This window comes from Lysobacter ciconiae (assembly GCF_015209725.1).
GTDB classification, from domain to species: domain Bacteria; phylum Pseudomonadota; class Gammaproteobacteria; order Xanthomonadales; family Xanthomonadaceae; genus Novilysobacter; species Novilysobacter ciconiae.
The window spans coordinates 2422018-2435463 of record NZ_CP063656.1; the positions used below are offsets into that span (position 1 = coordinate 2422018).

Consider the following 13446-nt stretch of genomic DNA (forward strand, 5'->3'; position numbering starts at 1 on the left):
AACTAGCGGTCCGCGGCTTCGAAATTCAGGGTCAGGGTGCGCGCAAACACCGACTCGAAGCCGCTGTAGGGCAGCGGTTGCGCCTTCAGGACAGCGGCCTCGATCGAGCGCCGGCCCTGTTCATCGTAGGCGCACGGGGAGGACACGCTGGCGCTCGTCACCTCGCCACCGCGCAGCTGCTTGATGATGATCGTGCACTTGGATCCCAGCGGCACGGTCTCCGGGCGGGTCCATTTGGAAACGATCGCCTGCCGCAGCGCCGCCGCGTACTGCGCCTCCAGCCCGGTGTCGCGGCCGTGGTTGCCCGGCGGCGGGCTGGCGTCGGACGCGCCGCTGCTCTCGGAGCTGCGGTTGGACGCACGCGCCTGCGCGTCGGCAACCTGCTTGAGTCTCTGCTCGGCGAGCTTAATCTCGCGCTCGGCCTCGGCGCGCTTGCGCTGTATCTCGGCGAGCTTCTTCTCGCGTTCCTCGGTTTCTTTGGCTTCCTTGGCCCGCTCGGCGAGGCGGCGCTTGCGCTCGGCCTCCTGCTGGCGCTCGCGCTCGGTCAGGTCCACCTGCGCCTGTCGGCGCTTTTCTTCCTGCAGCTTCTTCTCGTCCGACGGCGTCGGAGTCGGCGTGGCGACCACTTCGGCCTGCTCGGCGGTATCGGGCTTGGGGATGAAGTCCTGCGGCTGCGATTGCGGCGGGGTCGGCGAATCCTCCGGGACCGGCGATGGCAGTGGCTGCGGTTGCGGGGTGGGCGCCGGTGGCGGCACGACCGGCTCCTCGATGGGCTCATCGACCGGTTCGGGCAGCGGCGGCACCGGCTCGGGGCGGTCGTCGAGCACGCGCTGCATGGCCGCCGACAGCGCGTTGGCATCCACCAGGTCGGCTTCCACCGGCGCACCGGCGGCCGACTGCGGCGCAGCGCTGCGCGTCCAGAGCATGCCGGCGAACATCAGGGCAAACAGGACCACGTGCAGGATGATCGCCAGCACGATGGCCTGTTGCGTATCGGCGCGCGTTTCCCTCACTTGGGCGGAGTCTCCGCCTGCCGGGTCAGCAGCGACACGCGCGGCACGTTGGCCGACTGCAGCAGCGCCATCGCGTTGAGCACCACCTCGTAGTTCGCCAGCCGGTCACCGGCGACGTACACCGGCACGTCGGGATTGTTGTTGACGAAGGCGGCGACGCGGGCGGTGAGTTCCTGCGGCTGCATGGCTTCCTGCGGCGCGCCCTGCAGGGTCAGGAAGTAGTTGCCTTCGGCGTCCACGCTGACCACCACGGGCTCCTGCTTCTGGGCCAGGCTCTTGGCATTGGAACGCGGCAGTTCCACGCCGACACCCAGATTCATCAGCGGCGCGGTGACCATGAAGATGATCAGCAGCACCAGCATCACGTCGATGTAGGGGACCACGTTGATCTCGGCCTTGAGCTGGCGCTTGCGGCGTCGTCGGTAGGGGGCGGACATAGGGGGTTTCCGGGTTCTTGGGGCGGCGGAAGGTCAGGACCGGCGGGGGCGCGCAGGGTTGCGGCGCGCGCCGTCGATCACTCCTGCGGCACCTGGCGCTCCAGGATCGAGGAGAACTCCTCGGAGAACGCGTCGTAACGCACGGCGATGCGCTCGACCTTGGTCGCGAAGCGGTTGTACGCCCACACCGCCGGGATTGCCGCGAACAGGCCCATCGCGGTCGCGATCAGCGCCTCGGAAATGCCCGGGGCGACACTGGCGATGGTCGCCTCGGTGACGTTGGCCAGGCCCTGGAACGAGATCATGATTCCCCAGACGGTGCCGAACAGGCCGACGTAGGGCGCGATCGAACCGACGTTGGCGAGGAACTCCAGGTTGCGCTCCAGGCCGTCCAGTTCGCGCGCGCTGGCCACGCGCATGCCGCGCTGGGCGGTTTCCAGTTGCATGCGCGTATCGGCGACCCGTCGCTGGCGGGAGAACTCGCGGAAGCCGCTCTCGAAGATCGACTCCATTCCGCCGGTGTCGCGGTTGCGGCTGGTCGCGCCGGCGTAGAGCTTGCTCAGTTCCGTCCCCGACCAGAAGCGCTCCTCGAAGGTCTCGGCCTCGCGCTCGGCGCGGCTGAGCACCTTGGTCTTGCGGAAGATGATCACCCACGAGGCGATCGAGGCGCCCAACAGCAACACCATCACCAGTTGCACCGGCAGGGAGGCATGCAGGATCAGCTGCAGGATATCCAGCCCGCCGTCGCTGGTGATCGCCGGCGGCAGCGTCGCGGCCAGGTTGGTGCTCGCGTTGGCGGCCTCCTCGGGCAGGGGTTCGACGGCGGTGGCGGCCTGCATCAGGCTCAGCATTGGGGTCATGCCTGGATCTCCGGTGCCCGGTGCGGGGCGAAATGGCTGTGCGTTGAGTTGGGAATAAAAGCTTGTGTGTACATCTGTCGCGGAATTTCCTGGCAGTCAGCCCGCCGGAACCTGTTGCGCCTGCAACGCCTCCAGCAGTGGCGAGGGGATCGCCCGTGGCCGGAAGCCGCCGGCATCCAGCGCGGCGATCCGTACCCGCGCGGTCAGCAGCAGGCGACCGTCGCAATGCACGTCCTGCACGAACACGGCGCTGGCGCGTCGGCACTCCTGCAAGACCACGCCGACCTGCAGCACATCGTCCAGCCGCGCCGGCTTGAGGAAGCCCATCTCCATCGCCCGGACCGCGAACACCAGACCGTGCTCATGGCGCAGGAGTTCCTGGCCGTAGCCCTGCTCGCGCATCCACTCGCTGCGCGCGCGCTCCAGGAACGCAACGTAGCGGGCGTGGTAGACCACCCCACCAGCGTCGGTATCTTCCCAGTAAACCCGGACGGGAAGGCTGAACGCAGGCATAGCGGAGGGCTGCAGGGGCGTCATCGCGAACAGCGGCCTACTGGCGGGGCGAGCCGGGGATGGCATCGCCGGCAACGGGATCGTCGAACAGCTCGCCGACCGGCGAGCGCGGGGTCAGGCCGATATGGCGGTAGGCCTTGGGCGATGCGATGCGGCCGCGGGCGGTGCGGATCAGGTAGCCCTGCTGGATCAGGTAGGGCTCGATGACGTCCTCCAGCGTGCCGCGCTCCTCGCTGAGCGCCGCGGCGAGCGATTCAACGCCGACCGGGCCGCCGTCGAAGGACTGGATGATGGTGCGCAGCAGGCGGCGGTCCAGCTCATCGAAGCCTTCAGGGTCGACCTTGAGCATCTCCATCGCGGCGATCGCGGTGGCGTGGTCGATGATGCCGCCGGCGCGGACCTGGGCGAAGTCGCGTACGCGCCGCAGAAGCCGGTTGGCGATGCGCGGCGTGCCGCGCGAACGCCGGGCGATCTCCGCCGCGCCTTCCGGCGCACAGGCGATATCGAGGATGCCCGCGGAGCGGCGCACGATCCGGGTCAACTCCTCCACGCTGTAGAACTCCAGCCGCTGGACGATGCCGAAGCGGTCGCGCAGCGGCGCGGTCAGCAGGCCCGCTCGGGTGGTCGCGCCGATCAGGGTGAACGGCGGCAGGTCGAGCTTGATCGAACGTGCGGCCGGGCCATCACCGATCATGATGTCGAGCTGGTAGTCCTCCATCGCCGGGTAGAGGACCTCCTCGATCGCCGGCGACAGCCGGTGGATCTCATCGACGAACAGCACGTCGAACGGTTGCAGGTTGGTCAGCAGCGCGGCCAGGTCACCGGCCTTCTCGATCACCGGCCCGGAGGTCTGGCGCAGGCCGACGCCCAGCTCGTTGGCGATCACGTGGCTCAGGGTGGTCTTGCCCAGCCCGGGCGGTCCGAAGATCAGCACGTGGTCGAGCGCCTCGCCACGCCCCTTGGCCGCCTCGATGTAGATCTTCATCTGCTCGCGGACAGGCACCTGGCCCAGGTACTCGTCCAGCCGCCGCGGCCGGATCGAGGTTTCCAGCGCTTCGTCATCGAAGGTGGCGTCTGCAGCGATGATGCGGTCCTCGTTCATCGCGCTATGGTCGCATGGCGCACGATGCCGGGCAGCGGCCGCGCCCGCATTGAAAGACGTCGCAACGGTTCACGCCACGACCGCATCAGATCTCCACCTGCGAGCCGAGCTCGACCAGCCGGTTGCCGGGGATGCGGAAGAAGCCGGTCGCCGGCGCGGCATTGCGGTGCATGAAGGCGAACAGCTTGTCGCGCCAGACCGGCATGCCACCGCGCGCCGCGGCCACAACCGTCTCGTGGTTCGCGAAGTAGGTGGTCTCCATGGGATCGAAGGCGATGCCGTCCTGGTCGCAGGAGCGCATCAGCGCCAACGGCACGTCCGGGGTTTCCATGAACCCGAAACGCACCACCACGCGATAGAAGTCATCCCCGATGGCATCGATCTGCAGGCGCCGCTCGCTGGGAGCGTAGGGCACCCTGAGCGTATCGACGGTCAGGAACACGTTGCGCTCGTGCAGCACCTTGTTGTGCTTGAGGTTGTGCAGCAGGGCGTGCGGCACCACGCCCTTCTCGGCGGTGAGGAACACCGCCGTGCCCGGCACCCGCACCGGCGGCGCCAGCATCAGGCCGGGCAGGAAGCTCTCCAGCTGGATGCCGCCCTTCTGCATCTCCTCGCGCAGCAACTCGCGGCCCCGGCGCCAGGTGCGCAGCAGGGTGAACAGCACGACGCCCACGGCCAGCGGAAACCAGCCGCCCTGCAGGATCTTGGCGCCGTTGGCGATCACGAAACCGATGTCGCCGATGACGAAGACCACGCACAGCGGCAATACCCAACGCCGCAGGTGCTTCCAGGTCGCCTGGGCGACGATGGCCAGCAGCAGGGTGTCGATCAGCATCGTGCCCGACACCGATACGCCGTAGGCGGTCGCCAGCGAGGAGGAGTTGCCGAACGCCAGCACCAGCGCGATCACGACCACCATCATTCCCCAGTTGACCGCGGGGATGTAGATCTGGCCGATGGTGTCGCGCGAGGTGTGCTTGGTGTGCATGCGCGGGATGTAACCCAGCTGCATGGCCTGGCGGGTGACCGAGAAGGCGCCGGTGATCACCGATTGCGAGGCGATCACTGTGGCAGCGGTCGCCAGCACCACCATCGGCATCCGCGCCCATTCGGGCACGCCGACGTAGAACGGGTTGCGGATCGCAGCCGGGTCCTCCAGCACCAGCGCCCCCTGGCCCAGGTAGTTCAGAACCAGCGCCGGCAGGACGAAGTAGTACCAGGCGTAGCGGATCGGCTTGGCGCCAAAGTGGCCCATGTCGGTGTAGATCGCCTCGCCGCCGGTGACCGCCAGCACCACCGCGCCGAGGATGAAGATGCCGTGCCACTGGTGGACGAGGAAGAACTCCACCGCCCACATCGGATTGAGCGCGTGCAGCACCTGCGGCGCATGGGTGATGTTGAGCACGCCCAGCGCGGCCAGCGAGAGGAACCATGTGCCGGTGATCGGCCCGAACACCTTGCCCATCCGGTGGCTGCCAAAGCGCTGGCTGGCAAACAGCGCGACCAGCACCACCACCGTCAGCGGCACCACCCACGCGCCCAGCTCCGGGGCGACGACCTCCAGTCCTTCCAGGGCCGAGAGCACCGAGATGGCCGGTGTGATGACCCCGTCGCCGAAGAACAGCGCCGCGCCGAACACGCCCAGGATGCCGACGCCGTACGCGGACTTGGACCCCTTGGGCAGGGTGCGCTGGGCAAGCGCCATCAGCGCCATGATGCCGCCCTCGCCCTCGTTGTCGGCGCGCATGATGATGGTCACGTACTTCACCGTGACCACCAGCATCAGCGCCCAGAACACCAGCGAGAGGATGCCCAGTACGGTGTCGTGGTTGGCGGTCAGCCCGTAGTGCGGACTGAAGGCTTCGCGCAGGGTGTACAGCGGACTGGTGCCGATGTCGCCGAAGACGACGCCGATGGCACCCATCATGAGACCGGCCAGACCCACCTGGCCATGGCCGGCAGCGTCGGCGCGGGCGCCGTTGCCCGCGGGGGGAATCTTGGGTGTCGACATGGGGCAGTGGGTCAGCGGCGAAAACGGGTGAGCGGCACGCTCAACGAAGCGCGGACTGTAACGCCTTGCGGATGATGGCGGCGGCGTCATCGGCCGCGCCGGGGGAAGCGTCACGCACCATACGCGCAGCTTCGGCCGGTTTGTAGCCCAGTTGCTGCAAGGCAATGACCGCCTCGCTCTGCGGATCGCGGGGAATGTCGGAGGGCGACAGGATCACGCCCTCCCCGCCCATGTCGCCGGCGCGGTCGCGCAGCTCGACGACCATGCGCTCGGCGGTCTTCTTGCCGATGCCGGGGATGCGGCACAACGCGGCCACGTCGCTGGCCTGCACGGTGCGGACGAAATCGTCGACGCTGATGCCCGACAGGATCGCCAGCGCGATCTTCGCGCCGATCCCCTTGACCTTCTGCACCTCGCGGAACAGCTGGCGCTCGGAATCGCGCAGGAAGCCGTACAGCGACACGCTGTCCTCCTTCTGCGCGTAGTGGGTGAACAGCGAGACTTCCCGGCCCAGCTCGGGCAGGTCGTAGAAGGTGCTCATCGGCGCCTCCAGCTCGTAGCCCACGCCATTGACGTCGACCACCAGCCAGGGCGGCTGCTTGTGGATGACGTTGCCTTTCAGTCTGCCGATCATGTGCCGCGTCTCCGTAACTGGGTCACCGCCAGCCCGGTGCGGGCCGCGGTGGCACTCATGTGCGCGTGGGTCAGGGCGACCGCCAGCGCGTCGGCGGCGTCCGCCTGCAGCTTCATCGCCGACAGGTTCAGCAGCAGCCGGACCATGTGCTGAACCTGCAGCTTGTCCGCCGCGCCCTTGCCGACCAGCGACTGCTTGATCACCCGCGGCGCGTATTCGCTGATCGCCAGCTTGCGCCGCACCACCGTCGCCATCGCCGCGCCGCGCGCGTGGCCAAGCTTGAGCGCGGACATCGCCGACTTGTCCATGAACACCGTCTCGATGGCGACCTGTTGCGGCTGCCACTGGTCGAGCACGCGCTCCAGACCTTCGCAGAGAAGCCCCAGCCGCGCCGGGAAGTCCGGCGCCGACAACAGCTTGAGCGCCTCGCAGTGCACGTAGCGGCAGCGCCCGTCGCTGCCCACGTCGATCACCCCGATCCCCGTCCACTGGGAACCGGGATCAATGCCCAGTATGCGGATCACGTCGCCGGCCCACGCCCTCAGGCGTAGGCGTCCAGGCCGAGGTCGGCGTTGGAGTAGACGTTCTGCACATCGTCGAGGTCTTCCAGCCAGGCCAGCAGCTTGACCACCTGCTCGGCCACGTCGCCCTCCACGGCGATGTCGTTGTCGGCGCGCCAGGTCACCTCGGCATGGCCGGGCGGATGACCCGCGTCGACCATCGCCTGCTTGACCGCCTCATAGGCGTCCTGGGTGGTGAACACCTCGATCGCGCCGTCCTCGGGGTAGACCACGACATCGTCCGCGCCGGCCTCGATGGCCGCGTTGGTGATGCCATCCTCGTCGGCATTGGCCCCGTACGTCAGCACGCCCAGCTTGTTGAACATGAAGGCAACCGAGCCGTCGGTGCCCAGGTTGCCGCCGAACTTGCCGAAGGCGTGGCGCACGTCGGCCACGGTGCGCACCTTGTTATCGGTCAGGCAGTCGACGATCACCGCGACCCCGCCCGGCGCGTAGCCCTCGTAGCGGATTTCCTCGTAGTTGACGCCTTCCAGCTCGCCGGTGGCCTTCTTGACCGCGCGCTCGACGACGTCCTTGGTCATGTTGGCGCTGTAGGCCTTCTCGATCGCCGAGCGCAGGCGCGGATTGCTGGTCGGGTCGCCCCCGCCAGCACGCGCGGCGACCGAAATCTCGCGGATGAGCTTGGTGAAGATCTTGCCGCGCTTGGCGTCCGAGGCGTTCTTGCGACCCTCGATTGACGGTCCCCTACCCATGTGCAGTGTCCAATTGAGTGAACGGTGACAGCCGGATACTTTACTCCAACCCGTGATGCCCAGCGGCGCGTGCACGATCGCTGTTTGCTTACCCGCAGCGCCTTGGCGCCTCACCGGTCATGGACGAAGCGCCCCGTGCGCAGGAAGGCGATGACCTGGCGCGACACCGGCGCGGAAACCAGCATGCCGCTGTGGCTGGTCGGCAGGACGATGTGGTCCGCCAGCCCGGGCACGCAGGTCTCTGCGATCGCCACGGTGCCATCGCTCGCGCCGGCGAAATCGCCGAAGAAACGGCCCAGGCCAAGGCCGGAGTTGCCGGCCACCACGCCCAGCTCCGCGTCGCCTTCCCAGGCGTGGCAGCCCCGCCGGAGCAACCGCGCGCTGCGTCCCAGAAAACCCCGAAGCAGCGGCAATTGCGCCATGCCCGTCGCGGCTGCGCTGCCCGCCAGCGGCGTGCCCAGACAGACGACGCGCCGAACCGGCAAGCCCGGCTCGCGCTCCAGCGCACGTACCGCGATCAGCCCGCCCAGGCTGTGCGCCAGGACGTCGGCCGGATCGCGCAAGGCCTCCACCAGTCCGGGGATCGCCCGTGCGGGGCCGCCACCGACGGTGTCATAGCCGAACAACTGCGGGTCAAAGCCGGCGCGGCGCAGCCGGCGCGCGTGCCAGGCCATGCACGCGCTGGGCATCCACAGGCCGTGCAGCAGCAACACGCGACGGCCCGGACCACCCGCATGATCGGTACTGGCGAGATTGTCTTCGGCGTCTGCCGCCACGCTCAGGGCGCCGGGAATTCCCGGCGCAGCCAGTCGTCCAGCACCCGCTTCTCGTAGCGCAGCGGATCGTTGTCACGGCCGAAACCGGGCCGCGACAGATAGGCCATGTCGGTCAACTGGCGGCGGCCTTCGTCGATCACCTGCCCCGCTGCGTCCAGCCGGCGGAATTCCAGCGTGATCCGGGGCGGGTAGATGTCGCGCATCATCCGCACGTCGTCGTAGCGCGGGCCCTGCCACGGCTCATACTCGCCGGCGCGGTCGACGTCCAGCAAGGTCACCTGCAGTTGTTCACCGGCAGGCAGGCGGCGCTCCGCCTGGGTCCGCAGGTAGGTCGCCAACTGCTCGATCCAGACGCCGCGCCGGGTATCGATGAGGTCGCGGCCGTAGGTGATTTCGCGGAACGTGGCCGGATCGTTCCATGCCACCTGGGCCGGTCCCGCCGCGGGAAGCTGGCCCGGCCCCGCACCGGCCACCGGTGTGCTTGCGCACGCGGCGAGGCCAAGGGTCAGAACGCATGCGGCGATGCCCGCAGTCATGGCTTTCATGGTCGAACTCCCTGTGCCGAATGAGCCTCCATTCTGCCTCGTCGCGTGCCGCAGCACCGTGTAGGTGCGGGTTGGCTGGCGAAGCCCGTTCAGGCCAGCTGGCCGGGCGGGCGGCGCAGGATGAACTCGTGATCGCGGACGCGACCGACCGGGAATTCGTAGTCGCCGACGTGCTGGAAGCCGCGTCGGGCATAGAAGCGCTGCGCCGCGAAGTTGCGCGACCACACTCCCAGCCACAGCGTGCGTGGCCCGTCGCGCAGCAGCCACTCCAGCGCAACCCGGCACAGCTCGCCGCCGAGCCCGCCGCCCTGCATGTGCTCCAGCAGGTACAGGCGCTTGAGCTCGCCATCGCCGGGATGGACGACCGGATGTGGCAACCCGCACGGCCCGGCCGCGGCATGGCCGACCGCCTCGCCGTCCTGCTCCACCAGCCACACCGCATAGCCCGGGTGGGCTAGGATCGTGCGCTGCCGATCGACCGTGTAGTTCTCGCCCAAGAATGCAGCCAGATCCTCGGCCGGATAGAGGTGGCCGAAGGTCTGGGTGAAGGTGCGCGTAGCCAGGTCCGCCAGCGTTGCCGCGTCGGCGACCGTGGCCCGGCGGATCACGGGGGGCATGGCTGAACCCTACTTTTTGGGGCGCACCGCGATGTGGATCTCGGCCAGTTGCTCATCGGCGATCGGCGATGGCGCGCCGGTCATCATGCATTGCGCACCGGTGGTCTTGGGGAAGGCGATGACGTCGCGGATCGACTCGGTGCCGGCCATCAGCGCGGCGATGCGGTCGATGCCGAAGGCGATGCCGCCGTGCGGGGGCGCGCCGTACTTGAGCGCATCCAGCAGGAAGCCGAACTTCGCCAGCTGCTCGTCGGCGTCGATGCCCAGCAGCTCGAACACCGCCGCCTGCATCGCCGGACGATGGATGCGGATCGAGCCGCCGCCGATCTCGTTGCCGTTGAGGACCATGTCGTAGCCGCGCGAGACCGCCGTGTGCGCATTGGCCCGCAGCGACTCGACGTCGTCCACGGCCGGCGCGGTAAACGGGTGATGCAGCGCGACGTGGCGCTGGGCGTCCTCGTCCCACTCGAACATCGGGAAGTCCGTCACCCACAGCGGCGCCCAGCCCTCACGAACCAGCCCCAGGTCCTTGCCGACCTTCAGCCGCACCGCGCCCATGAAGTCGGACGCGGTATTCCAGGCGCCCGCGCCGAACAACAGCAGGTCGCCGGCGCTGGCGGCCGTGGCCTGCAGGATCGCCGTCAGGGTGGCATCGTCGAGGAACTTGGCGATCGGCGAATTGACGCCCTCGCGGCCGAGCGTCGGGTCGGTGACCTTCATCCACGCCAGGCCCTTGGCGCCGTACTTGGCCGCGTGCGCGGCGACCTCGTCGATCTGCTTGCGCGATAGGGTTGCGCCGCCTGGCACGCACAGGGCAACCACCCGGCCCTTTGCATCGTTGGCCCAGTCGGTGAAGACCTTGAACTCGCAATCCTTCACCAGCTCGGCGATATCGGTGAACTCCATCGCGATGCGCAGGTCGGGCTTGTCGGAACCGAAACGACGCATCGCCTCCGCCCAGGTCATGCGCGGGAAAGGCTGCGCGAGATCGACGTCCATCACCTCGCGGAAGGCATCGCGGATCATCGCCTCGGCGGTGTCCTGGACATCGGATTCCTGCACCCAGGCGAACTCCATGTCGAGCTGGGTGAACTCCAGCTGGCGATCTGCTCGCAGCGCCTCGTCGCGGAAGCAGCGGGCGATCTGGTAGTAGCGGTCGAAGCCGGCGACCATCAGGATCTGCTTGAACAGCTGCGGCGACTGCGGCAGCGCGTAGAACTCACCGGGGTGCATGCGTGCCGGCACCAGGAAGTCGCGCGCGCCCTCCGGGGTCGCCTTGGTGAGGATCGGGGTTTCGATGTCCTGGAAGTCCCGCTCGTCCAGCCAGCGGCGCAGCGCGCGCACCAGCTTGGTCCGGGTGCGCATCTTGCGCTGCATGTCCGCGGTACGCAGGTCCAGGTAGCGGTACTTCAGGCGGATGTCCTCGCCCGGGTTCTCATGGGCGTGGAACGGCAGCGGCTCGGCCTTGTTCAACACCTCGATGGCCGTTGCCACCACCTCGACCTGGCCGGTCGGGATCTTGTTGTTGACCGATTCTCGCCGGCGCACCTGACCGGTCACGCGCAGGCAGTCCTCGTAGCCCACATCCGACGCGGTGGCGATGACGCGGTCGTTGCCTTCCACGTCGGCCGGCTCGGCCACCACCTGGACGATGCCCTCGTGGTCGCGCAGGTCGATGAAGCACAGGCCGCCCAGGTCGCGGGCGACGTCGGCCCAGCCGCACAGGGTCACGGTCTGGCCGATCAGTCTTTCATCGATCAGGCCGCAGAAATGGGTACGCATGGTGGCTCCGGAAACGGGACGCGCCGGGCAGTCCCGGCTGGACCGGCTAGTTTAACGGGCTGGCCGCCGGTTCCGGGAACCCGCTCAGACGCCGGCGGCTGGCGCGGGCTTGGCTGTGGGCGGTGCAGCCGGAGCCGACTTCGCCTCCGCCGGCTTGATCTCGGGTTTGGCTTCGGGCTTGGAGTCGCCGCCCTTTGCTGGCGCGTCCGGCGCTGCGCCGTCGCCGGCCAGGTTGCGCTTCTTGTCGCCGTCCTTCTTGAAGTCGGTCTCGTACCAGCCGGTGCCCGACAGGCGGAACTGCGGCGCGGTCAGCTGGCGCTTGAGTTCGGGCTTGGCACACACCGGGCAATCGATGGGATCGGGGTCGGACAGTTTCTGCAGGCGATCAAAATCGTGACCGCAGGCGGCGCATTCAAAAGCATAGATCGGCATGGAGACAGAACCCTTGAGTCAGCAAACGCGTCGAATCGACAGTCGGTGCGCCGACCGGGCGGGGCCCGGATCGGCGATGCGTACAGCGCGGTGCGCGCGCCAGCTGGAATGGGGGCGAAGCCCGCGCATTCAAGTCCCGCCACGCAATACGGGAGGGCCTACACGCTTACGTGAGGGCGGTCGGCCCGTTCGCCACCGCAGGCGCCTCACCCGCTTCGCCCGCCTTGCCCATCCGGTCCTCCGGATGCGGCGGCAGGGGGGCGTCAAACAGATCGACATCAAACGGGGTGCGGAAGACCAGCGACGGCAGCAGCGTGTTGAGCGTGGTGTAGAGGATCAGCGCCCCAAACAACGTGGCGGACAGACCGAATTCCTTGTGCAGGATATTGGCCATCACCAGCGTGAACACCAGCGTCGGTGCGAGCGCCACCGACACCTTCATGCTGCTCTTGTGGCCCTCACCAAACATCACCCGGCGCTGCAGCCAGACCAGTGCGATCCGCAGCGGCACGATCACCAGCGTCAGCACCACACCCAGGCCGGCGGCCTCCCAGGTCAGCGCATCGCGCGAGATCTCGGTACCGGCATGGAAAAAGTAGAACGGCACGAAGAAGGTCGCAAACAGGCGCAGGGCGTGGATGTTCTCGTCCGAGGCGAGCAGCGGCATGCGCAAGCGCAGCAGGCGCGCGACCAGGCCGGCGATGAATGCCCCCACCAGGTAATAGACGCCCAGGCTGTAGGTGATGTACGCCGCGACCAGGCCGACCATCACCAGCAGGGAGAACTCCGAGCCCGGCGCGTGCGGCATCACCCATCGGCCCAGCGCGATGAACACCAGCGGCAGGCCGACCATCATCAGGACCATCGCGCCGGAGGAGATCGCCAGCTGGGTCGGGTCGCCGGCCTGCAGGACCACGAACAGCGCGGCCAGCGCCAGCAACTCGCCGGCGATCGCCTTGCTGGTCACCCAGAAGCGCTCGTCGGCGTTCAGTCCCAGGCGCTCGAGGGTGTCGACGATGAAGCCGGTGGACGGTGTCAGCAGGGCCAGCGATACCAGCGCCGCCGCCTGCCAGCCGAGATCGGCGTACTTCCAGCCCAGCCAGGCGACGCCGACCAGGCAGGCGATCTGGGTGGTCAGGTACACCAGCAGCCGGCCAAGCTCCTTGCGCAGCGCCGACAGGTCGACCTCCAGCCCGGCGAACAGGAACAGCGAGGAGATGCCCAGCGTGGAGAGCAGCACGATCACCGAATCGTTCATGCGCTCGCCCCACAGCAGCACCGCGCCCAGGCCCAGCAACAGGCAGGTGATCGGTGCCGGCAGCTGGAAGCGTTGCAGCGCGCGCGGGATGACCAGCAGGCCGAAGATCAGCAGCAGGTAGATCAGTTCGTTGTTCATGGCAGCAGCCGTCGGCACGCGAGGTCGGCGTGCATAGTCGGCGCCATGCGGGCCA

At 68.3% G+C, this 13446-nt stretch carries 15 protein-coding genes; all 15 read right to left on the reverse strand.

Translation table 11 applies throughout. The features are described from left to right. Nucleotides 1-2: 2 nt before the first annotated feature. Nucleotides 3-1013 carry a cell envelope integrity protein TolA gene (gene tolA, locus INQ41_RS10910; protein ID WP_193984412.1) on the reverse strand — a complete coding sequence of 337 codons (1011 nt, stop codon included), beginning with the start codon at nucleotides 1011-1013 and terminating at the stop codon, nucleotides 3-5. Next, nucleotides 1010-1450: a protein TolR gene (tolR, locus tag INQ41_RS10915; protein ID WP_193984413.1), complete on the reverse strand. Its 441-nt coding sequence runs from the start codon at nucleotides 1448-1450 to the stop codon at nucleotides 1010-1012. Before tolR ends, tolA begins: the two co-directional genes overlap by 4 nt. 77 nt (nucleotides 1451-1527) lie before the next feature. Beyond that, the gene (tolQ, locus tag INQ41_RS10920; RefSeq protein ID WP_407074231.1) at nucleotides 1528-2310 is read right to left on the reverse strand and encodes a protein TolQ; all 783 of its coding nucleotides are present in this window, start codon (nucleotides 2308-2310) and stop codon (nucleotides 1528-1530) included. 96 nt (nucleotides 2311-2406) lie between these two features. After that, nucleotides 2407-2847 (reverse strand): tol-pal system-associated acyl-CoA thioesterase, encoded by a 441-nt coding sequence (gene ybgC / locus INQ41_RS10925; protein WP_193984415.1) that lies wholly within the window; start codon nucleotides 2845-2847, stop codon nucleotides 2407-2409. Between the two features lie 13 nt (nucleotides 2848-2860). Continuing rightward, nucleotides 2861-3925, reverse strand: coding sequence for a Holliday junction branch migration DNA helicase RuvB (gene ruvB / locus INQ41_RS10930; protein ID WP_193984417.1), 1065 nt, complete (start codon nucleotides 3923-3925; stop codon nucleotides 2861-2863). A gap of 85 nt (nucleotides 3926-4010) precedes the next feature. Then, the gene (locus INQ41_RS10935) at nucleotides 4011-5852 is read right to left on the reverse strand and encodes a potassium transporter Kup (RefSeq protein WP_228076812.1); all 1842 of its coding nucleotides are present in this window, start codon (nucleotides 5850-5852) and stop codon (nucleotides 4011-4013) included. A gap of 124 nt (nucleotides 5853-5976) precedes the next feature. Further along, on the reverse strand, nucleotides 5977-6570 hold the full coding sequence (gene ruvA, locus INQ41_RS10940; protein WP_193984421.1) for a Holliday junction branch migration protein RuvA: 594 nt from the start codon (nucleotides 6568-6570) through the stop codon (nucleotides 5977-5979). After that, nucleotides 6567-7094 (reverse strand): crossover junction endodeoxyribonuclease RuvC, encoded by a 528-nt coding sequence (ruvC, locus tag INQ41_RS10945; RefSeq protein WP_193984423.1) that lies wholly within the window; start codon nucleotides 7092-7094, stop codon nucleotides 6567-6569. Before ruvC ends, ruvA begins: the two co-directional genes overlap by 4 nt. Nucleotides 7095-7111: 17 nt before the next feature. Beyond that, nucleotides 7112-7843: a YebC/PmpR family DNA-binding transcriptional regulator gene (locus INQ41_RS10950; RefSeq protein WP_193984425.1), complete on the reverse strand. Its 732-nt coding sequence runs from the start codon at nucleotides 7841-7843 to the stop codon at nucleotides 7112-7114. A 110-nt stretch (nucleotides 7844-7953) separates the two neighbouring features. Further along, nucleotides 7954-8619, reverse strand: a complete 666-nt coding sequence (locus INQ41_RS10955) for an esterase/lipase family protein (protein WP_228076583.1) — start codon at nucleotides 8617-8619, stop codon at nucleotides 7954-7956. Nucleotides 8620-8621: 2 nt separating this feature from the next. Next, nucleotides 8622-9164, reverse strand: coding sequence for a DUF3016 domain-containing protein (locus tag INQ41_RS10960; RefSeq protein ID WP_193984427.1), 543 nt, complete (start codon nucleotides 9162-9164; stop codon nucleotides 8622-8624). An 89-nt stretch (nucleotides 9165-9253) separates the two neighbouring features. Then, complete coding sequence (locus tag INQ41_RS10965; protein WP_193984429.1) at nucleotides 9254-9781, reverse strand: GNAT family N-acetyltransferase; 528 nt, start codon at nucleotides 9779-9781, stop codon at nucleotides 9254-9256. Between the two features lie 9 nt (nucleotides 9782-9790). Next, nucleotides 9791-11563, reverse strand: coding sequence for an aspartate--tRNA ligase (gene aspS / locus INQ41_RS10970; RefSeq protein WP_193984430.1), 1773 nt, complete (start codon nucleotides 11561-11563; stop codon nucleotides 9791-9793). Nucleotides 11564-11647: 84 nt separating this feature from the next. Further along, nucleotides 11648-11995 (reverse strand): FmdB family zinc ribbon protein, encoded by a 348-nt coding sequence (locus INQ41_RS10975; protein ID WP_193984432.1) that lies wholly within the window; start codon nucleotides 11993-11995, stop codon nucleotides 11648-11650. A gap of 166 nt (nucleotides 11996-12161) precedes the next feature. Further along, nucleotides 12162-13391: a cation:proton antiporter gene (locus INQ41_RS10980; RefSeq protein WP_193984434.1), complete on the reverse strand. Its 1230-nt coding sequence runs from the start codon at nucleotides 13389-13391 to the stop codon at nucleotides 12162-12164. Nucleotides 13392-13446: the final 55 nt, after the last annotated feature.

Bases quoted from the DNA above. Each gene is read 5' to 3' on its own strand.
- aspS (WP_193984430.1), bottom strand. From the start codon at position 11,563: ATGCGTACCCATTTCTGCGGCCTGATCGATGAAAGACTGATCGGCCAG.
- INQ41_RS10965 (WP_193984429.1), bottom strand. From the start codon at position 9,781: ATGCCCCCCGTGATCCGCCGGGCCACGGTCGCCGACGCGGCAACGCTG.
- INQ41_RS10935 (WP_228076812.1), bottom strand. From the start codon at position 5,852: ATGATGGGTGCCATCGGCGTCGTCTTCGGCGACATCGGCACCAGTCCG.
- INQ41_RS10950 (WP_193984425.1), bottom strand. From the start codon at position 7,843: ATGGGTAGGGGACCGTCAATCGAGGGTCGCAAGAACGCCTCGGACGCC.
- tolQ (WP_407074231.1), bottom strand. From the start codon at position 2,310: ATGACCCCAATGCTGAGCCTGATGCAGGCCGCCACCGCCGTCGAACCC.
- INQ41_RS10980 (WP_193984434.1), bottom strand. From the start codon at position 13,391: ATGAACAACGAACTGATCTACCTGCTGCTGATCTTCGGCCTGCTGGTC.
- ruvA (WP_193984421.1), bottom strand. From the start codon at position 6,570: ATGATCGGCAGACTGAAAGGCAACGTCATCCACAAGCAGCCGCCCTGG.
- ybgC (WP_193984415.1), bottom strand. From the start codon at position 2,847: ATGACGCCCCTGCAGCCCTCCGCTATGCCTGCGTTCAGCCTTCCCGTC.
- tolR (WP_193984413.1), bottom strand. From the start codon at position 1,450: ATGTCCGCCCCCTACCGACGACGCCGCAAGCGCCAGCTCAAGGCCGAG.
- INQ41_RS10975 (WP_193984432.1), bottom strand. From the start codon at position 11,995: ATGCCGATCTATGCTTTTGAATGCGCCGCCTGCGGTCACGATTTTGAT.
- INQ41_RS10960 (WP_193984427.1), bottom strand. From the start codon at position 9,164: ATGAAAGCCATGACTGCGGGCATCGCCGCATGCGTTCTGACCCTTGGC.
- ruvB (WP_193984417.1), bottom strand. From the start codon at position 3,925: ATGAACGAGGACCGCATCATCGCTGCAGACGCCACCTTCGATGACGAA.